Source organism: Streptococcus sp. KHUD_010, from assembly GCF_040207525.1.
In the GTDB taxonomy this organism is placed as follows: domain Bacteria; phylum Bacillota; class Bacilli; order Lactobacillales; family Streptococcaceae; genus Streptococcus; species Streptococcus hominis.
In genome coordinates, this window is the sequence record NZ_CP157941.1 from 20,750 (window position 1) to 39,774 (window position 19,025).

19 protein-coding genes and 1 pseudogene are annotated in these 19,025 nt (G+C 37.6%); 15 read left to right on the plus strand and 5 right to left on the minus strand.

Annotated elements, in window-relative coordinates:
* Positions 1-26 precede the first annotated feature (26 nt).
* From rodZ to ABKA15_RS00140, 6 genes are all read left to right on the plus strand, one after another.
* Entirely contained in the window at positions 27-848 is an 822-nt protein-coding gene (gene rodZ, locus ABKA15_RS00115; protein WP_049514041.1) for a cytoskeleton protein RodZ, read from the plus strand.
* Positions 849-858: 10 nt separating this feature from the next.
* The gene (pgsA, locus tag ABKA15_RS00120) at positions 859-1,398 is read left to right on the plus strand and encodes a CDP-diacylglycerol--glycerol-3-phosphate 3-phosphatidyltransferase (RefSeq protein ID WP_049514043.1); all 540 of its coding nucleotides are present in this window, start codon (positions 859-861) and stop codon (positions 1,396-1,398) included.
* A 1-nt stretch (position 1,399) separates the two neighbouring features.
* Positions 1,400-2,227, plus strand: coding sequence for an energy-coupling factor ABC transporter ATP-binding protein (locus ABKA15_RS00125; RefSeq protein WP_049514045.1), 828 nt, complete (start codon positions 1,400-1,402; stop codon positions 2,225-2,227).
* Positions 2,212-3,051: an energy-coupling factor transporter ATPase gene (locus tag ABKA15_RS00130; RefSeq protein ID WP_049514046.1), complete on the plus strand. Its 840-nt coding sequence runs from the start codon at positions 2,212-2,214 to the stop codon at positions 3,049-3,051. Before ABKA15_RS00125 ends, ABKA15_RS00130 begins: the two co-directional genes overlap by 16 nt.
* Positions 3,044-3,838 carry an energy-coupling factor transporter transmembrane protein EcfT gene (locus ABKA15_RS00135; RefSeq protein WP_049514048.1) on the plus strand — a complete coding sequence of 265 codons (795 nt, stop codon included), beginning with the start codon at positions 3,044-3,046 and terminating at the stop codon, positions 3,836-3,838. The genes ABKA15_RS00130 and ABKA15_RS00135 overlap by 8 nt, the downstream gene beginning before the upstream one ends.
* Before the next feature lie 156 nt (positions 3,839-3,994).
* On the plus strand, positions 3,995-4,615 hold the full coding sequence (locus tag ABKA15_RS00140; protein WP_003031567.1) for a LysM peptidoglycan-binding domain-containing protein: 621 nt from the start codon (positions 3,995-3,997) through the stop codon (positions 4,613-4,615).
* Between the two features lie 137 nt (positions 4,616-4,752).
* Here ABKA15_RS00140 and ABKA15_RS00145 read toward each other — a convergent pair whose 3' ends face one another.
* Genes ABKA15_RS00145 through sdaAB form a run of 3 tightly spaced genes read right to left on the minus strand, consistent with a single transcriptional unit; the run spans position 4,753 to position 7,014 of the window.
* Entirely contained in the window at positions 4,753-5,409 is a 657-nt protein-coding gene (locus tag ABKA15_RS00145) for an HAD hydrolase-like protein (protein WP_049514050.1), read from the minus strand.
* Positions 5,410-5,461: 52 nt separating this feature from the next.
* The gene (sdaAA, locus tag ABKA15_RS00150; protein ID WP_049514052.1) at positions 5,462-6,334 is read right to left on the minus strand and encodes an L-serine ammonia-lyase, iron-sulfur-dependent, subunit alpha; all 873 of its coding nucleotides are present in this window, start codon (positions 6,332-6,334) and stop codon (positions 5,462-5,464) included.
* Between the two features lie 8 nt (positions 6,335-6,342).
* A complete protein-coding gene (gene sdaAB, locus ABKA15_RS00155) occupies positions 6,343-7,014 on the minus strand; it encodes an L-serine ammonia-lyase, iron-sulfur-dependent subunit beta (RefSeq protein WP_049514053.1) in 672 nt (223 codons plus the stop codon).
* A gap of 247 nt (positions 7,015-7,261) precedes the next feature.
* Between sdaAB and ABKA15_RS00160 the strand changes: the two genes are divergently transcribed.
* The 8 genes from ABKA15_RS00160 (at position 7,262) to ABKA15_RS00195 (ending at position 16,345) form a co-directional block, all read left to right on the plus strand.
* On the plus strand, positions 7,262-7,789 hold the full coding sequence (locus ABKA15_RS00160) for a LysM peptidoglycan-binding domain-containing protein (RefSeq protein ID WP_049514055.1): 528 nt from the start codon (positions 7,262-7,264) through the stop codon (positions 7,787-7,789).
* 359 nt (positions 7,790-8,148) lie between these two features.
* A complete protein-coding gene (gene mnmA / locus ABKA15_RS00165; protein ID WP_049514057.1) occupies positions 8,149-9,270 on the plus strand; it encodes a tRNA 2-thiouridine(34) synthase MnmA in 1,122 nt (373 codons plus the stop codon).
* Between the two features lie 135 nt (positions 9,271-9,405).
* Entirely contained in the window at positions 9,406-11,322 is a 1,917-nt protein-coding gene (gene mnmG, locus ABKA15_RS00170; RefSeq protein WP_049514059.1) for a tRNA uridine-5-carboxymethylaminomethyl(34) synthesis enzyme MnmG, read from the plus strand.
* 252 nt (positions 11,323-11,574) lie between these two features.
* Positions 11,575-13,551, plus strand: a complete 1,977-nt coding sequence (locus tag ABKA15_RS00175; protein WP_049514061.1) for a DHH family phosphoesterase — start codon at positions 11,575-11,577, stop codon at positions 13,549-13,551.
* Complete coding sequence (gene rplI, locus ABKA15_RS00180; protein WP_049514062.1) at positions 13,548-14,000, plus strand: 50S ribosomal protein L9; 453 nt, start codon at positions 13,548-13,550, stop codon at positions 13,998-14,000. The genes ABKA15_RS00175 and rplI overlap by 4 nt, the downstream gene beginning before the upstream one ends.
* A gap of 31 nt (positions 14,001-14,031) precedes the next feature.
* Positions 14,032-15,384, plus strand: a complete 1,353-nt coding sequence (gene dnaB, locus ABKA15_RS00185; protein WP_049514064.1) for a replicative DNA helicase — start codon at positions 14,032-14,034, stop codon at positions 15,382-15,384.
* Between the two features lie 3 nt (positions 15,385-15,387).
* A complete protein-coding gene (locus ABKA15_RS00190) occupies positions 15,388-15,660 on the plus strand; it encodes a Veg family protein (protein ID WP_003027868.1) in 273 nt (90 codons plus the stop codon).
* Between the two features lie 58 nt (positions 15,661-15,718).
* Entirely contained in the window at positions 15,719-16,345 is a 627-nt protein-coding gene (locus ABKA15_RS00195) for an HAD family phosphatase (protein WP_049514068.1), read from the plus strand.
* Positions 16,346-16,403: 58 nt separating this feature from the next.
* Here the strand turns inward: ABKA15_RS00195 and ABKA15_RS00200 are convergent.
* Positions 16,404-17,423 (minus strand): annotated as a pseudogene (locus ABKA15_RS00200) (IS30 family transposase).
* Positions 17,424-17,724: 301 nt separating this feature from the next.
* Here ABKA15_RS00200 and rpsD point away from each other — a divergent pair.
* The gene (gene rpsD, locus ABKA15_RS00205) at positions 17,725-18,336 is read left to right on the plus strand and encodes a 30S ribosomal protein S4 (RefSeq protein ID WP_003026749.1); all 612 of its coding nucleotides are present in this window, start codon (positions 17,725-17,727) and stop codon (positions 18,334-18,336) included.
* Positions 18,337-18,447: 111 nt separating this feature from the next.
* Here the strand turns inward: rpsD and ABKA15_RS00210 are convergent, their stop codons facing one another.
* Positions 18,448-18,981 carry a TetR/AcrR family transcriptional regulator C-terminal domain-containing protein gene (locus ABKA15_RS00210; RefSeq protein WP_049511966.1) on the minus strand — a complete coding sequence of 178 codons (534 nt, stop codon included), beginning with the start codon at positions 18,979-18,981 and terminating at the stop codon, positions 18,448-18,450.
* Between the last annotated feature and the right edge of the window lie 44 nt (positions 18,982-19,025).

Here is a 19,025-nt window from a genome sequence, read left to right on the forward strand (position 1 = left end):
GTTTAGTAGAAAGAAGGCTAGTGTGTATGAGAAAGAAAACAATCGGTGAAGTCCTGAGGTTAGCTCGTATTAATCAAGGAATGAGCTTGGAAGATTTACAAAAGAAAACAGATATTCAGTTAGAGCTACTGGAAGCTATGGAAGCTGATGATTTTGATCGTCTTCCCAGTCCCTTCTATGCCCGTTCTTTTCTAAGAAAATATGCTTGGGCTGTTGATTTAGATGAGCGAATTATTCTTGATGCTTATGAAGAAGGAAGCATGATTACTTATGATGAAGTGGATGTTGATGAGGAAGAAAATTTTAGAAGTCGAAGAACAAAAAAACAACGAACTTCTTTTTTACCATTATTTTATCTGACGATCCTTGCATTAGCTATTTTATCTTTTGTTAGTTATTATGTTTGGACATACATTCACCATAACTCATTAACAACTACTCCTTCATCAAGTTATAGTGTTGTAAACAAACAGACAACTACTTCTTCTAGTTCGACTAGTGAGGCAACTTCTAGTGAATCTTCTAGCAGTTCAAAGACAAATTTGACTGTATCAGGAAATGGTAACAACTTGACAGCAACCTTGACAGGTGCAACAAGCTCTGTCAATTTAAAACTATCAGTTACTGATGCAACTAGTTGGGTAAGCGTTACAGGTACAGACTTAGAAGGTGGTGCAACATTAAGCCCTGAAAATCAAAGTGTGTCAACCACTATTTCACCAGGCACTACATCAACAATCACTCTTGGTGTGGTTCAAGGTGTGACCATTACAATTGATAATCAACAGATTGATACGTCAGGCTTGACAAGTTTGACAGGTACAATTACACTTATAATAAATAATTAAGGAAAAGAAAATGAAAAAAGAAAATATTCCCAATGCTTTAACTCTTTTACGGATTGCTTTAATTCCAATTTTTATTTTAATACTATCCTTGGGTCACTCTGTTGGAATGCATGTCTTTGCAGCGATTATTTTTGCAGTAGCTAGTATTACAGATTACTTGGACGGCTATTTAGCTCGTAAATGGAAAGTTGTAACAAATTTTGGGAAATTTGCTGATCCGATGGCAGATAAGTTATTGGTCATGTCAGCTTTTATTATGTTGATTGAAATGAATATGGCACCTGCTTGGGTTGTTGCAGTTATCATCTGCCGTGAGTTAGCTGTGACAGGTTTGCGGCTATTGTTGGTTGAAACTGGAGGGACAGTCTTAGCTGCTGCTATGCCAGGGAAAATAAAAACATTTACGCAGATGTTTTCTATTATTTTTCTACTATTACACTGGACATTGCTAGGACAAATTTTGTTATATATTGCATTGATTTTTACGATTTATTCGGGTTATGACTACTTCAAAGGAAGTGCCTATCTCTTTAAAGATACATTTAGATAATATGAAAAATATCATTGAAGTTCAGCATTTAAAGTATAAATACGATAATCATGTAGATGATTATATTCTCAAGGATGTGACGTTTCACGTGAAACAAGGAGAGTGGTTGTCTATTGTAGGTCATAATGGCAGTGGCAAATCTACGACAATTCGTTTAATAGATGGTCTGTTAGAAGCAGAAAGTGGCGAGATTATCATTGATGGAGATGAATTAACTCTTGAAAATGTATGGGAAAAGCGCCGGCATATTGGGATGGTTTTTCAAAATCCAGACAATCAATTTGTGGGAGCAACCGTTGAGGATGATGTCGCTTTTGGTTTGGAAAACCAAGGGATGGATTACCAAACGATGTTTGACAGAGTTCAAGAAGCGTTAGATATTGTTGGGATGCAAGACTTTAAAGAACGTGAACCTGCAAGACTTTCTGGTGGGCAAAAGCAGCGTGTGGCTATTGCTGGTGTGGTTGCTTTACGTCCTGACATCATTATTTTAGATGAAGCAACTAGTATGTTGGACCCAGAAGGGCGTTTAGAGTTGATTCAGACAGTTAAAAAGATTAAAGATCGACATGGTATGACTGTTATTTCTATCACACATGATTTGGATGAAGTAGCTCTTAGTGATCGAGTTTTGGTGATGAAAGAAGGACAGGTAGAATCGACTAGTACACCAAGTGAGCTTTTCTCGCGAGTGGATTTAGAGGATTTAGGTTTAGATGAACCTTTTACAAATCAAGTAAAAGCAACTTTGCTGGACTCAGACTTTCAATTGCCAGAGTGCTATTTAACAGAAAAAGAATTGCAGGATTATTTATGGGAATCACTTTAGAAAATGTAAGTTATACTTATCAAGCAGGCACTCCTTTTGAGAGTCCTGCCCTTTTTGAAGTCAATTTAGAAATAAAAGATGGCTCATATACTGCTTTGGTTGGTCATACAGGTAGTGGAAAATCAACTATTTTACAATTGCTGAATGGGCTTTTAGTGCCAACTGAAGGAAGTGTCGTGATTGATGATGTCAAAATTACTTCCACATCTGTAAATAAAGATATTAAACAAGTACGTAAAAAGGTAGGATTGGTTTTTCAATTTGCTGAAAGTCAGATTTTTGATGAGAGCGTTTTAAAAGATGTTGCTTTCGGTCCACAAAATTTTGGAGTATCAAAGGAAGACGCTGAACGTGTAGCACGTGAAAAATTAACTCTTGTTGGAATTTCAGAAGAATTATTTGAACGTAGCCCATTTGAACTGTCTGGGGGACAAATGCGTCGAGTAGCCATAGCTGGTATTCTAGCTATGGAACCAGATATTCTTGTATTGGATGAGCCAACGGCAGGTTTAGATCCTGCTGGACGAAAAGAGTTGATGAGTTTATTTAAGCGATTACATGAAGCAGGAATGACCATTGTTTTGGTAACGCATTTGATGGATGATGTCGCTAATTTTGCAGACACCGTCTATGTGATGGAAAAAGGAAGATTAGTCAAAAGCGGAAAGCCTCGGCAAGTTTTTCAAGCTGTAGCATTTATGGAAAGTATTCAACTAGGAGTTCCTAAAATTACAAAATTTGCACAAGAATTAAAAAATAGAGGGCTAACTCTTCCGTATTTACCTATCACCATAGAAGAATTTAAGGAGTTACTACATGGATAGTATGATTTTGGGGCGATATGTTTCTGGAAATTCAATCATTCATCGACTAGATCCTCGCAGCAAACTTTTGTCAATGTTTTTCTTTATTTTAATTATTTTTTTGGCAAATAATATTGTAACCAATGGACTATTATTCGTTTTTACAATGTTATTAGTTGGACTTTCCAAAATTCCTTTAGGCTTTTTCCTTAAAGGATTAAGATCTATGGTCTTTTTGATTGCTTTTACCACTTTATTCCAACTATTTTTTACATCTGGTGGCATGACTTTATTTCAATTTGGCTTTATTAGAATTACTGAAGTAGGTCTGGCTCAGGCGGGTATCATTTTTAGTCGTTTTCTTTTAATTATTATATTCTCTACCTTATTAACTTTAACAACAATGCCACTTAGTTTGGCAGACGCAGTTGAATCATTATTGCAGCCTTTAGTAGCATTAAAGGTACCCGTTCATGAAATAGGGCTGATGTTATCAATGAGTTTACGTTTCGTTCCTACTTTGATGGATGATACGACACGGATTATGAATGCTCAAAGGGCGCGTGGGGTTGATTTTGGTGAAGGAAATATTGTTCAAAAAGTAAAATCAATTATTCCGATTTTAATTCCGTTATTTGCTTCTAGCTTTAAACGTGCAGATGCTTTGGCGACTGCTATGGAAGCGAGAGGTTATCAAGGTGGTGTAGGAAGAAGTCGTTATCGTCAATTGAGGTGGAAAAAAGCAGATACCCTTTCTATTTTTATTATGTTTGCCTTAGGTTTGATGTTATTTTTCTTAAAAAGTTAAAAAACTTATATTATTGTTAGCTAAAAAACGCCTTGAAGGGCGTTTTTTGCGTATAAAATCAATATTTCTGTAATCTTTGTAATACAATTATAAGATTAGAGTAATATTTTATGTGTAATATAGTATTATACGAAAAAAGGAGAAATTGATATATACATGAATACAAAATCAATGAAATGGACTTTATCAGGACTTTTTACGGCAGTTGCCTTTTTTGCAACGGGAGCTATTGCAAGTGCTGAATCTTATACTGTTAAATCAGGTGACACTTTATCAGAAATCGCTAAAGAAAAAAATACATCAGTTGAAAAAATTGTTGAGCTCAATAGAATTGAAAATCCTGACTTGATTAAAGTTGGGCAAATTTTAGAACTTGATGAAGAGAAAAATTCAGAAGTTTCAACAGAAACTACAACAGAAGAAGCTGTAACTTATGAAGATGTGACATATAACGCACCTGCTGCTTCTACTACTTATTCGCAACCAGCTACAGCAAGCACTTCTTCAAATGTTGTTCTTCCTAATGGAAATACTGCTGGTGCTACGGGATCTTATGCGGCTGCTCGTATGGCAGAATTGACAGGTGTCCCAGCATCAACTTGGGAGCATATTATTGCTCGCGAGTCAAACGGACAAGTAAATGCTTATAACCCATCAGGGGCTAGTGGTCTTTTCCAAACTATGCCAGGTTGGGGTTCAACAGCAACAGTAGATGATCAGATTCAAGCTGCTTACCGTGCTTATAATGCTCAAGGTCTTTCAGCTTGGAACTATTAAGCAAAATTTTATGATAAATGAGTAAACAAAAAGACGAACCATTGAGTAAAAAATGATTCGTCTTTTTCTATGAGTGATTGGCTTAGCAAACATAGTTGTTTTTTTTAGAATCTTTGATTGTATATTGTAAAGATGGTTTACAATTCATGTAAAGTATTATTTACCAAAGCTGTTAAAATTTTCTGAGGCGAATCTGAGATAAAATCTGCCCCATTGTCAGTTAATTCTTTCTTATTTCCAAATCCCCACAGAACTCCTAAAGTAGCAATTCCGACTGATTTTCCACCAATCATATCAAATTTTGTATCCCCAACAATGATAGATTGCTTAAGATTAGCATGAGAATTATTTAAAGCACGAGTTATAACATCTGCTTTATGATAAGAATTTGGAAGAGAGCCGAAGATACCATTGAAATGTTTATCAATTTCTAGGTATTGTGCCATTTTATGAGCCATTGGTTCATTTTTACTAGTGGTAATATAGACATGGTAATCCGAATGTTCTAATTCTAACAACAGTTCTTTTATACCCTTGTAAAGTTGAGCTTCAAAAACACCGTTATTTTTATAGTATTCTCTAAAGAGAGCAATAGCTTGATTGACATTGGTCTTTGGCACTACAGAAGCGAAACTAACTTCTAAAGGTGGTCCAATGAAAGTATCCAGCTCTTTGCTATCAGGGGCTTTGATATTTAGTGAAGTAAATGCGTGCTGGAAAGCATTCTTGATTCCTACAGAACTGTCAACAAGTGTTCCATCTAAATCGAAAAAAATATATTTAAAATTTTGCATAGTCTAAATTCATGTTTACAGAGTTGTAAACTTTTTTCTTTTTTGGAGAAAATTATTCTCCAAAAATTTTTTTGGACAATCTACGACCAGTAGGTGTAGCTGCCAATCCACCTTCAGCAGTCTCACGGAAGGCAGTTGGCATACTTGCTCCAACTTGATACATAGCGTCAATCACTTCGTCAACGGGAATTTTTGATTCAATACCTGCTAAAGCCATATCAGCGGCAATGAAAGCGTAGCTAGCTCCCATAGCATTTCGTTTGACACAGGGAACTTCTACTAATCCTGCAACGGGGTCACAGATTAATCCAAGCATATTCTTAATCACAAAACAAATCGCCTGGCTGGCTTGAAATGGGGTACCACCTGCTGCCAAAACAAGTGCTGCTGAACTCATGGCTGAGGCTGATCCAACTTCTGCTTGACAGCCCCCTTCAGCTCCTGAAATAGAAGCATTATTAGCGATGACTAGACCGAAAGCTCCAGCTGTTAATAAAAAGTCTAGTTGTTGTTTTTCAGTAAGGCTTAATTTTTCGATAGCAGATGTAAGGACAGCGGGTAAACAACCAGCACTTCCTGCTGTCGGTGTTGCACAGACCAACCCCATTTTAGCATTGTATTCATTGACAGCAATAGCATTTTTTGCTGCCGTTAAGACAGTATAGTCCGAAAGAGTTTTTCCTGATTGAATATATTTATGGAGTTTGGCTGCATCGCCACCTGTTAAACCACTCCGAGATTTACTTTCATCTAATCCCATAACGACAGAAGCTTTCATAACTTCTAGATTTCTAGTCATCAAGCGTAAGACTTCATCTCGTTCACGACCTGTCAGTTCGTATTCAGTAGCAATCATCAGTTCGGCAACGCTACCCTGAAAGTCTAAATCTGCTTGCTCCACTAATTCTTTGATTGAATAAAACATAAACTCTCCTATTTAAAGAAATTGACATTATGAAGTTTAGGAATTTTCCTGATTTCCTCAATAGCTCCATCACAGCTGCGACTGTCAACTTCAATGATCATAATTGCTTTTTCACCTGCTTTTTCTCTTGTGACATTCATCTGTGCGATATTGATGTTATAACGAGAAAGTGCTTCAGTAACATGAGCAATCATTCCAGGTACGTCCTGGTGAACGATAATGATTGTTGGAGTGTTCATGCTGAGTGAAACAGAAAAACCATTTAATTCAGTTACCTGAATATTTCCACCACCAATAGAAATACCAGTAACACTAATCGTTTTGTGGTCGTTTTTTACGGTGATTTTAGCTGTATTTGGGTGTGGAGCATTGCTATCTTTTTGAATAGTCCAGACAATTTTAATCCCTCTTTTATGAGCAATTTCTAGGCTATTTGGAATATCAGGGTCATCTGTATCCATTCCGAGAATCCCAGCTACAAGAGCCAGGTCTGTACCATGTCCCCGATAAGTTTTCGCAAAAGAATTAAATAGTTGGAATTCAACTTCTGTTGGTTCGTCATCAAAGATAGACGAGACAATTTTTCCGATACGAACAGCTCCTGCAGTATGACTACTAGATGGACCAATCATAACAGGTCCAATAATATCAAAAACAGATTGAAATTTTAGTGAGTTCATTGTAATTCCTTATAAGTTCATTAGCTTCATTATATCAAAATTCAGTATTTTTTGTTTGATAAAATAGATGTGATATAAATTCTAGACCATCTTTAAGGTCACTTTTCTTATAGTAACCTTAAAGCAAAAAAATATAGGGTGAATTTTAGTCTCTCTTCAATTTGCCTGTAATATTTTTAATGAAAGGTAAAAACAATAGTAATAATTAAGGTATATGATAGTTCTATCACAGAAAAGGAGAATTTAAATGATTTTAAATTTAAAGAATACAAATAAAAAAATGAAAGTAGGTTTAATGAGCTTAGCAGCAACAGCGCTATTCTTTCTTCCTACACTTGCAAACGCGGATAGTTATACAGTGAAATCTGGAGATACACTTTCAGCTATTGCTGCATCACATCATACAACAGTTGATAAAATTGCTCAGAAGAATAAAATTAGCAATATTCATCTGATTAGTGTTGGGCAGGTATTGGAGTTAGATGACACCACTACAAGCACTGCAACTGCGGAGTCAAGTAATTCGGAAACTACCACATCTGGTCTGAGTGCTGAAGATGCAGCTGCAAAAGAATGGATTGCGCAAAAAGAATCAAGTGGCAGTTACACAGCCCAAAATGGACAATATTATGGTCGTTACCAATTGAGTTTATCTTACTTAAATGGTGACTTGTCAGCAGAAAATCAAGAAAAAGTAGCTGATGCTTATGTAGCAGGTCGTTATGGTTCTTGGTCAGCTGCAAAGACTTTCTGGTTAGCAAATGGCTGGTATTGATGAATACAAAAAATGGTTGAGGTTGGGACAAAATGTCTCAACCTTTTTGTGATGAAAGCAAGGCTTTAATATAGTAGTTTACGACTAAAAGCACCATTTTCAGACTGTAGATAGAGGCTGAAAGTTGCTCACTAGATTCGCCCTTTTGATAGAATCTCTATTGTTTCATTCACTGATTTAATAGTTTATCCACTGAATTTTTAGTTTACAGTAGTGTAAAGTTATTGATGCCTGGTTATTGAAATTTGTTCTTAAGGTTATTTCGTGTTATAATAAACCTTGCTCTAAGCGACCTTCACAATCGTTGAAAGCAAAACACGACCTTCAATCGTGAAATAACGAAAAGATGGGAGAACACTATGAGTGATCATTCTAGAACACGTGTCGTTGTCGGAATGAGTGGCGGTGTGGATTCGTCAGTTACGGCTCTTTTGTTAAAGGAGCAGGGCTATGACGTGATTGGCATCTTCATGAAAAATTGGGACGACACTGACGAAAATGGGGTCTGTACAGCTACAGAGGACTATAAAGACGTAGCAGCTGTGGCCGATCAGATTGGAATTCCTTACTACTCTGTCAACTTTGAAAAAGAGTATTGGGATCGCGTTTTTGAATATTTCTTAGCTGAATATCGAGCTGGTAGGACTCCGAATCCAGATGTCATGTGCAACAAAGAAATTAAGTTCAAAGCTTTTTTAGACTATGCTATGACATTGGGAGCGGACTATGTAGCAACGGGTCACTATGCGCGTGTAAAGCGCGATGAGGACGGAATTGTTCATATGCTGCGAGGAGTGGATAATGGCAAAGATCAGACTTATTTCCTTAGTCAGTTATCACAAGAGCAGCTGCAAAAAACGATGTTTCCGTTGGGACATTTAGAAAAGTCTGAAGTTCGAGCTATTGCAGAGAAAGCAGGATTGGCTACTGCTAAGAAAAAAGATTCAACCGGCATCTGCTTTATTGGTGAGAAAAACTTTAAAGAATTTCTGGGAAATTATTTACCAGCTCAACCTGGTCGCATGATGACAGTTGATGGTCGAGATATGGGTGAGCATGCTGGTTTGATGTATTATACAATTGGTCAGCGTGGTGGCCTTGGCATTGGTGGTCAGCATGGAGGAGATAATGAGCCTTGGTTTGTAGTGGGTAAGGATCTTAGTCAAAATATTCTTTATGTTGGTCAAGATTTTTACCATGACAACTTGATGTCAACGAGTCTTGACGCTAGCCAAGTACATTTTACAAGAGAAATGCCAGCTGAGTTTACTATGGAATGTACAGCTAAGTTTCGTTATCGTCAGCCAGATTCTAAGGTTACAGTAACTGTAAAGGGTGACAAGGCAATTGTCAACTTTGCAGAACCTCAACGTGCTATTACACCTGGACAAGCCGTTGTATTTTATGATGAAGAAGAGTGTCTTGGTGGTGGCTTGATTGACAATGCCTATAAAGATGGTAAGCTTCAACAGTATATTTAGATTGACATTTTTTAGCAATCTGCTAAAATGGATATAGCAATAACTATGATGGTCAAAGCTCATGGATGTTGCAGGCTTTTTGTCCTGCACTTCTAGAGATTTGACTTTTTTGGTGAAAAAATAAGGAAAGAAAAGATGACACACAATTTTACTGAAAGTTATGATATTGTCGTAATTGGTGCTGGGCATGCAGGTGTTGAGGCTTCGTTAGCAGCCAGTCGAATGGGCTGTAAAGTCCTACTTGCGACAATCAATATTGAAATGCTAGCTTTTATGCCTTGTAATCCTTCTATTGGAGGATCTGCCAAGGGAATCGTTGTACGTGAAGTGGATGCTCTAGGTGGAGAGATGGCTAAGAATATAGATAAAACTTATATTCAAATGAAGATGCTCAATACTGGGAAAGGTCCAGCAGTTCGTGCTCTTCGTGCGCAAGCAGATAAGGAACTTTATTCTAAAGAAATGCGCAAGACGGTTCAACATCAAGAGAATCTCACTTTGCGTCAAACTATTATAGATGAGATTCTAGTTGAGAACGGGAAAGTCGTTGGTGTGAAAACAGCCACGCACCAAGAGTTTGCGGCAAAGGCAGTTGTCGTAACAACCGGTACAGCTCTGCGTGGAGAAATTATTATTGGAGATTTGAAGTATTCTTCTGGTCCTAATCATAGTTTAGCTGCAATTAATTTAGCAGACAATTTACGTGATTTAGGGTTTGAAATTGGGCGTTTTAAAACAGGAACTCCTCCGCGTGTGAAAGCCTCTTCTATCAATTATGAAGAGACGGATATTCAGCCTGGAGACGAAAAAGCGAACCACTTTTCCTATACTTCTCATGATGAGGACTATCTTAAAGATCAGATTCCTTGTTGGCTAACTTATACCAATAAGATGAGTCATGAAATTATTCAAAACAACCTTTACCGTGCACCAATGTTTTCAGGAATGGTGAAAGGTGTAGGACCACGTTACTGCCCGTCAATTGAAGATAAAATTGTTCGTTTTGCGGACAAAGAGCGCCACCAACTTTTCTTGGAGCCAGAAGGGCGAGATACGGAAGAAGTTTATATTCAGGGGTTGTCAACGAGTTTGCCAGAAGATGTACAAAAAGACTTAGTGCATTCTATTAAAGGGCTTGAAAATGCTGAATTGATGCGAACTGGCTATGCGATTGAATACGATATGATTATGCCACATCAGCTTCGCACTACTCTAGAAACTAAGAAAATCTCAGGTTTGTTTACAGCTGGGCAAACGAATGGGACGTCTGGTTATGAAGAAGCGGCGGGACAGGGCATTATCGCAGGAATCAATGCAGCTCTGAAAGTTCAAGGAAAGCCAGAACTGATTTTGAAACGCAGTGATGGTTATATTGGGGTCATGATTGATGACTTGGTCACCAAGGGAACGGTGGAGCCGTATCGTCTTTTGACAAGCCGTGCTGAATATCGTCTCATTTTACGACACGACAATGCAGATATGCGATTGACTGAAATTGGACGCAGGGTAGGATTGGTTGATGATGAGCGCTGGCTGCGTTTTGAAATTAAGAAGAATCAATATGAAACTGAAATGAAGCGCTTGAGCACTATTAAATTAAAGCCAATTAAAGAAACGAATGAAATGGTTGAAAAATTAGGCTTTAAACCATTGACAGACGCAGTTACAGCGAAAGAATTTTTGCGTCGGCCAGAAGTTTCATATCAAGATGTTGTCAAGTTTGTCGGTTCAGCAGCTGAAGATTTAGATGAAAAGATAATCGAATTGATTGAGACTGAAGTCAAATATGAAGGCTATATTTCTAAGGCGTTGGATCAGGTTGAGAAGATGAAACGAATGGAAGAAAAACGGATACCAGCAAACATTGACTGGGATGATATTGATTCAATTGCGACAGAAGCTCGTCAGAAATTCAAGAAAATAAACCCAGAAACAATTGGTCAAGCTAGTCGGATTTCAGGTGTCAATCCAGCGGATATTTCGATTTTGATGGTTTATTTGGAAGGTAAATCACGAAGTATCTCAAAAAATCAAGAAAAAGCAAAAAAATAAATGATGAAGATGCTTGTTCACATTTCTGAGCAAGTGTTTTTTCGTCAATAATACTTGACAAAGCTGTAAACTACCAGAGAAATAAAGCTAATTTAATGGGAAAATCAGATATTCTGTTTTGTAAAGTGAGCAAAGAGATGCAGGAAGATTTAATTTTTTCTAATGTTTGACAGTATTATTTGGCTTGTTTTAATAAGGGAAAACTCGCTTTTTTAGAGCTTTTGTGGTAAAATGGCGGTTAAGGGGTTTGTGATGAAAAAATTTCGTTTTATTCCAATTCATTTTGTAATCATGGGTGTTATTTCCTTTGGAATTTTAGCTATTTTATTACGAGTTTTTGGTAGCAGCATTCTGATGTTATCTGCGCTTTTTTTGGTGCTTGCTCTTTTGATTTTTCTATTGATTTACCAACAAAAAAGTTATGAAATTGATGAAGTGGAACAAATCCAGTATGTGAATGATCAAGCAGAAAATAGTTTGGCATCATTGCTTGAAAGAATGCCGGTTGGTGTTGTAAAAGTTGATCAAACATCTGGAAATGTAGAATGGTTTAATCCTTACGCAGAGTTGATTCTTACCAATGAAGACGGTGAATTTGATGTGGATTTGCTGCAAAAAATTACCAAAATACCATCTGAGGGTGCTGGGTCGTATGCAACAATTGGGGATACAAAATATTCGGTCTACTTAGATCATGCTTCAAGTGTGTTTTACTTTTTTGATGCATCTAATGAGTATGAGGCAACTTCAGAATTAGTAACGACGAGACCAGTTATTGGTATTATTTCAGTCGATAATTATGATGATTTAGAGGACGTCGTCTCAGATTCAGATATTAGCCATATTAATAGCTTTATTGCAAATTTTGTCTCTGAATTTGCAGAAAAATATGCCATGTTTTCTCGTCGTGTGGGAATGGATCGTTTCTATATTTTTACGGATTACACGGTGCTAGATCGGTTAATGCAAAATAAGTTTGCAGTTATTGATCAGTTTAGGGAAGAAGCTAAAAAGCGGGAAATTCCTCTCACATTGAGTATGGGCTTCTCTTATGGTGATAGTAATCATGAGCAAATTGGTAAAGTGGCTCTCTTAAACTTGAATCTTGCTGAAGTTCGTGGTGGTGATCAGGCTGTTGTCAAAGAAAATGATGAGTCAAAGAATCCTGTTTACTTTGGTGGTGGCTCAGCTGCATCGGTGAAACGGACACGTACTCGCACGCGAGCTATGATGACTGCTATTTCGGATAAGATTAAAAGTGTGGACCAAGTTTTTGTAGTTGGACACAAAAATTTGGATATGGATGCGCTTGGTTCTGCTGTGGGAATGCAAGTATTTGCTAGTAATATTATTGATCAGACTTATGCTGTTTATGATCCTCATCAAATGGCTGCGGATATTGATCGAGCAGTTCGCAGACTGCAGGATGAAGGGGAGACCAATCTTCTTTCGGTCGCTGATGCGATGACAATGGTGACCAATCGTTCTCTGTTGATTATGGTGGATCATTCAAAAACAGCTCTGACTTTATCAAAAGAATTTTATGATTTGTTTAACCAAATTATTGTCATTGATCACCACAGAAGAGATCAAGATTTTCCGGAAAATGCTGTTATCACTTATATCGAAAGTGGAGCAAGCAGTGCCTGTGAATTGGTAACAGAGTTGATTCAATTCCAAAATTCTAAGACAAAACGCTTGAGTAAAATGCAGGCTAGTGTGTTGATGGCTGGGATTATGCTGGATACGAAGAAGTTTTCTTCTCGTGTAACCAGTCGGACGTTTGATGTGGCGAGCTATTTACGCACGCGCGGAAGTGATAGTGTGGCTATTCAAGATATTTCAGCAACGGATTTTGATGAGTACCGTGAAGTGAATGAGCTAATTTTAAATGGTAAGAAAATCTTGCCAAATGTACTCGTTGCTACCGGAGCAGAAGAAAAATGCTATGATACAGTTGTTATCAGTAAAGCAGCAGATGCTATGTTAGCTATGTCAGGGATTGAAGCTAGTTTTGTTGTCGGCAAGAACAAACAAAATAGTATATCGATATCTGCTCGTAGTCGTAGTAAAATCAATGTCCAACGTATCATGGAAGAACTGGGCGGCGGCGGTCATTTTAATTTGGCGGCAGCGCAAATTCCTGACCAGACAATTGCTCAGGTGGTTCATAGCTTAAATGAAATTATTGTTCGTGAAGTACTAAAAGATAAGGAGTTAGAAGAATGAAAGTAATCTTTTTAGCAGATGTAAAAGGTAAAGGAAAAAAAGGTGAAATTAAAGAAGTGCCTACTGGCTATGCACAGAATTTTCTGATTAAGAAAAATCTTGCCAAAGAGGCGACTGCAGCAGCTATCGGCGAACTTCGCGGAAAACAAAAATCAGAGGAAAAAGCACACGCTGAAATGCTAGCTGAAGCGCAAGCCATTAAGAAAAAGTTGGAAGCAGAAAGTACAATTGTCGAATTTACTGAAAAAGTGGGACCAGATGGACGGACTTTTGGTTCTATTACCAGTAAAAAAATTGCTGAAGAGTTGCAGAAGCAATTTGGAATTAAGATTGATAAACGATTGATTCAAGTCAAGAGTCCTATTCGTTCTGTTGGTTTGATTGATGTGCCAGTGAAAATTTATCAAGATGTGACGAGTGTGATTAACTTACGTGTAAAAGAAGGTTAATTGAAGAATATTTTTTGAGAGAGGAGGTCTTATGGCAGATATTGATGAATTGCGAGCACAACCGCAGGATATTTTAGCAGAGCAATCTGTTTTAGGTGCGATTTTTATTGATGAAAGTAAGCTGGTATTTGTTCGTGAATATATCGAGCCAACTGACTTCTTTAAATATGCCAATCGGTTAATTTTTAAAGCGATGATTGACTTGGCAGATCGAGGCGATGCCATTGATGCGACAACTGTTCGTAATATTTTAGACAGTCAGGGTGATTTGCAAAATATCGGTGGCTTGTCTTACTTGGTTGAAGTGGTCAACTCAGTGCCGACTTCTGCCAATGCTGAATATTATGCTAAGATTGTAGCAGAAAAAGCTGTTTTGCGCCGGTTGATTTCGCGGTTGACAGATTCTATCAATCTAGCTTATGATGGCTCCAGTCCTGCAGATGAAATCATTGCTGGGGCTGAAAAAGCGCTGATCGATGTTAGTGAAAATGCTAGTCGAAGCGGCTTTAAAAATATTAAAGAGATTTTGAATCTTAACTTTGGCAACTTGGAAACGCGGTCTCAGCAAACTTCTGATATTACAGGGATTGCGACAGGTTATCAAGATTTAGATCACATGACTACGGGTTTGCATGAAGAAGAGTTAATTATCGTGGCAGCTCGTCCTGCGGTTGGTAAGACCGCTTTTGCTCTTAATATTGCTCAAAATATTGGAACGAAGTTAGATAAGACAGTTGCTATCTTTTCTTTGGAAATGGGGGCAGAAAGTCTGGTAGACCGAATGCTGGCAGCAGAGGGGTTAATTGAATCGCATTCCATTCGTACAGGGCAATTGACAGATGAAGAATGGAGCAAGTATGCGATTGCACAAGGAAATCTAGCAGAAGCTAGTATTTACATTGATGATACGCCAGGAATTCGGATTACAGAAATTCGTTCGCGTGCTCGTAAATTAGCGCAAGAAACAGGAAATCTTGGATTGATCTTGATTGACTACTTGCAGTTGATTACAGGGACTGGTCGAGAAAATCGTCAGCAGGAAGTTTCTGAAATCTCTCGTCAATTAAAGATTTTAGCAAAAGAGTTGAAAGTGCCAGTCATTGCGCTGAGCCAATTGTCACGGAGTGTGGAACAGCGTCAGGACAAACGGCCTGTTTTGTCAGACATTCGTGAATCTGGTTCAATTGAGCAGGATGCGGATATTGTTGCATTTTTATATCGTGATGATTATTATGAACGCGGTGGTGAAGAACCTGAAGGACTTCCAAACAATAAGGTTGAAGTGATTATCGAAAAGAACCGTAGCGGTGCGCGTGGTACAGTAGAATTGATTTTCCAAAAAGAGTACAATAAGTTTTCAAGTATTTCCAAGAGAGAGGAATAAATAATGAGTGATGCATTTACAGATGTTGCAAAAATGAGAAAAATTAAAGAAGAAATCAAAGCCCATGAGGGCAAAATGGTAGAAATGACTCTTGAAAATGGTCGTAAACGTCAAAAAAATAAGCAAGGGCGCTTGATTGAAGTTTATCCTTCTTTGTTTATCGTTGAATACACAAGTAATGGAGGTCAACCAGGTGAGATTGAAAATACTTATGTCGAATCTTATACTTATTCAGATATTTTAACGGAAAAAAATCTCATCCATTATTTGGATTGAGAATAAACTTGTTTTAATGGCGAAAAATTGCTTTGATGTGATGTAGCTGGAGTGAAAAATGATTAAAAATCTAGTTTTTGATTTTGGCAATGTTTTAATTGAATGGAACCCTGCTAAGATTTTAGCTACTTTTGTAGAAGAAGACCGAAAGCGCATCAAGGCTGCTATTTTTGATTCGGGGTTCTGGGCTCAGACAGATACTGGACAATTAACTTTGGAAGTAGCCATTCAGGCAGCTCAAACATTGCTAGATAGTTCTTACTCTGCTACTGTTGAAGCCATTTTTACTCATTGGTATGAGACAGTGGATGTTTATCATCAGCTACAAGAGAAAATTTTTGAATGGGCTCAGCTGGGATATGGCATTTATATTTTGTCTACTACAAGTGAGATATTTTATGCAGTTGAAAATGCAGGTTTATTACCGATGACGAAAGTTTTGACTGGTAAAATCCTTTTTTACGAAGTAGGGTGTGCAAAGCCAGATAAAAGTATCTATCAAAAGTTACTAGGTCAATACGCATTACAAGCTAATCAATGTGTGTTTATAGATGATTTACAGATAAATTTAGATGCTGCTAAAAGTCTAGGATTTGAAACTATTTTAGCAACATCTGAACAGCAAAATATAATTGCGATAGAAGAATTGTTGAAGAAGAAAGGTTATTTTCATAGAAAGAAATAATCTCCCAATTGTCAAGTCAAGTGCAACAAAGTTGTTCCTCTGATTAAGTGAGTATCTTTCAAGCTGTTTGAGTTAGCTCAAACAGCTTTTTTGCGGACTGATAGCCATGGATTCGTCTAGGTCTTTCATTGATAGCCTTTGTATAGTCCTCTAAAAGTGTCGGATTTAGTTTTTTTAGTGAGGATCCTTTGGGAATGAACTCTCTTAATAATCCATTGAAATTCTCATTTGTGCCTCGTTCATAAGATGAATAGGCATGTGCAAAATAAACATCTAATCCCTCTATCTTACTCAATGATGAAAATTCGTTTCCATTATCTGCAGTTATGGACTTAATGGGATAAAGTTTCATACACTCTAAGACTGCTTGATTGACATACTCTGCTTTCTTTTCCACGAGTTTCTTTGTGACAGCATAGCGTGTTTATCGTTCTACCAATGTTAAAATAGAAGGTTCTCCTATTGTCTTTCCACCCAGAACAGAATCGATTTCCCAATCTCCAAAACGGGAACGATTATTAATCTCCTCTGGCCTTTCTTCAATTGACTTTCCTAGATGTTTCTTGGTAGAGGGACGCTTGTTAAATTTCTTACGAATCCGCACTGCTCTTGGTAAATCAATAACCTTAATCTCTAACAAACCTTGATGGATATAGTTATAGAGCGTCTTGGTTGAAGGAACAACTGCATCTACATGTTGGAGTCTATAGGTATGAACAAAGGTATCCACGCTATGCACCCTTGGTTTCTCTCTCATCGCTTCTATAAATTTTGTCAGAAAATCGTTCGATACACGATCCAGTTTTAGATAATAGCTGGTTTCTCTAGCATCCCGATAACGGTTATGGGCAGCATCTGCATAATAGTGTTGGTAGTAGACCTTCTGCCCATTGACTTTTTTCAATTGTGTTATGGAACCACGATTAATTTCACGAGTAATAGTAGAGCGATTTCTCCCCAGTCTACGAGCAATTTCAGCAGGTTTGAGTCCTACGCTTAAATAAGCTTCAATTTCTCCTCGCTCAGCTTCAGATAAGTGCTTGTAGGATTGATTTGTGGTAGAATAATTTGTGGGCATGTTCATCTTCCTTTATACTGTTTTTCGCAACTCTAGTATATCAGATGAACATGTCTTCTGTGTTGCACTTCATTTTACAACAGGGCGAAAGAAATAATCTGGTAAAATCCGTCTTTACAGATAGGATTTTTTTTGATATAATAACTTTTGTGTGAAATAGCAGCAGGAGAGCATGAAGCTCGTCAACAGAACATTAGCTATAAAAGTAGCCTTGGCTGTTTAGGCGAAAATGTTCTGCACGAATCAGGGCTTTCTAAGTGACTATTTCCTCAATTTATTATTTTTACAGGAGGACATGTTTATGTCACGTTATACAGGACCATCTTGGAAACAAGCTCGTCGTTTGGGTCTTTCACTTACAGGTACAGGTAAAGAATTGGCACGTCGTAACTACGTACCAGGTCAACATGGACCAAACAACCGTAGTAAATTGTCAGAATACGGTTTGCAATTGGCTGAAAAACAAAAACTTCGCTTCACTTATGGTGTAGGTGAAAAACAATTCCGTAACTTGTTCGTACAAGCAACTAAAATCAAAGGCGGAATCCTTGGTTTTAACTTCATGCTTCTTTTGGAACGCCGTTTGGATAACGTTGTTTATCGTCTTGGACTTGCAACAACTCGTCGTCAAGCTCGTCAATTCGTAAACCATGGTCATATCCTTGTTGACGGAAAACGTGTAGATATTCCTAGCTACCGCGTATCTGTTGGACAAGTGATTTCAGTTCGTGAAAAGTCACTTAAAGTACCTGCAATCCTTGAAGCAGTTGAAGCAACTCTTGGACGTCCGGCATTCGTATCGTTTGATGCTGAAAAATTAGAAGGTTCATTGACTCGCCTTCCAGAACGCGATGAAATCAACCCAGAAATCAACGAAGCACTTGTCGTTGAATACTACAACAAACAACTTTAATCAATGGATTATCAGAAGTTGGGATTTCCCCAGCTTCTTTTTTGTTATAAAGATTACGAAAAAAGTCCTAAAGACCTTGTGTGTGCTACTAGGGCAGGTATAGGAAATATTCTAATCCAACATTTTTAAAAGAAAATCTGCCATTTGTTCAGGGCTTTCTTTTTTCCCTCTAGCAATCCACATTTGACAAACTCCAAAAAAGGCGTTTGTCAGGTAAACATGGCTGTATTCTTTCTCCACTTGACTTAGTAGTTTACTACTAAAGCGCTCTTGTAGGTCTTCAGCCAGCATGATTTGGAATTTATGGCGTAAAAAAGTTTGGATTTCTTTGGTTCCGTTTTCTGTCAATAGGGCAGAAAGGAGAGATTCGCGTGTGAGAAAATCAAAAACTTCTATAATCGCACTACGCTTGTCTTGAGCATACTTCTCAAAAATGTATTCTAACTTATGAAAAAGTTTTTGCTGATAATGCTCAATCATGTCATATTTATCTTTGTAATGCGTGTAAAAACTACTGCGACTAATGCCGGCAGTCTTGGTCAACTTGACAGTGCTAATCTGGTCGAATGATTCGTGTTCCAGTAGCTCTACCATAGCGTTTTCAATAATCATTTTTGTTTTTTGACGTTTGTTACTTTCTACCATTTTACCTTCCTCTTTTGAACAATTTTATACAACGTGTCTAAAAA

Coding starts and splice junctions, on each gene's coding strand:
- rodZ (WP_049514041.1), top strand. CDS start 27: ATGAGAAAGAAAACAATCGGTGAAGTCCTGAGGTTAGCTCGTATTAAT.
- pgsA (WP_049514043.1), top strand. CDS start 859: ATGAAAAAAGAAAATATTCCCAATGCTTTAACTCTTTTACGGATTGCT.
- ABKA15_RS00125 (WP_049514045.1), top strand. CDS start 1,400: ATGAAAAATATCATTGAAGTTCAGCATTTAAAGTATAAATACGATAAT.
- ABKA15_RS00130 (WP_049514046.1), top strand. CDS start 2,212: ATGGGAATCACTTTAGAAAATGTAAGTTATACTTATCAAGCAGGCACT.
- ABKA15_RS00135 (WP_049514048.1), top strand. CDS start 3,044: ATGGATAGTATGATTTTGGGGCGATATGTTTCTGGAAATTCAATCATT.
- ABKA15_RS00140 (WP_003031567.1), top strand. CDS start 3,995: ATGAATACAAAATCAATGAAATGGACTTTATCAGGACTTTTTACGGCA.
- ABKA15_RS00145 (WP_049514050.1), bottom strand. CDS start 5,409: ATGCAAAATTTTAAATATATTTTTTTCGATTTAGATGGAACACTTGTT.
- sdaAA (WP_049514052.1), bottom strand. CDS start 6,334: ATGTTTTATTCAATCAAAGAATTAGTGGAGCAAGCAGATTTAGACTTT.
- sdaAB (WP_049514053.1), bottom strand. CDS start 7,014: ATGAACTCACTAAAATTTCAATCTGTTTTTGATATTATTGGACCTGTT.
- ABKA15_RS00160 (WP_049514055.1), top strand. CDS start 7,262: ATGATTTTAAATTTAAAGAATACAAATAAAAAAATGAAAGTAGGTTTA.
- mnmA (WP_049514057.1), top strand. CDS start 8,149: ATGAGTGATCATTCTAGAACACGTGTCGTTGTCGGAATGAGTGGCGGT.
- mnmG (WP_049514059.1), top strand. CDS start 9,406: ATGACACACAATTTTACTGAAAGTTATGATATTGTCGTAATTGGTGCT.
- ABKA15_RS00175 (WP_049514061.1), top strand. CDS start 11,575: ATGAAAAAATTTCGTTTTATTCCAATTCATTTTGTAATCATGGGTGTT.
- rplI (WP_049514062.1), top strand. CDS start 13,548: ATGAAAGTAATCTTTTTAGCAGATGTAAAAGGTAAAGGAAAAAAAGGT.
- dnaB (WP_049514064.1), top strand. CDS start 14,032: ATGGCAGATATTGATGAATTGCGAGCACAACCGCAGGATATTTTAGCA.
- ABKA15_RS00190 (WP_003027868.1), top strand. CDS start 15,388: ATGAGTGATGCATTTACAGATGTTGCAAAAATGAGAAAAATTAAAGAA.
- ABKA15_RS00195 (WP_049514068.1), top strand. CDS start 15,719: ATGATTAAAAATCTAGTTTTTGATTTTGGCAATGTTTTAATTGAATGG.
- rpsD (WP_003026749.1), top strand. CDS start 17,725: ATGTCACGTTATACAGGACCATCTTGGAAACAAGCTCGTCGTTTGGGT.
- ABKA15_RS00210 (WP_049511966.1), bottom strand. CDS start 18,981: ATGGTAGAAAGTAACAAACGTCAAAAAACAAAAATGATTATTGAAAAC.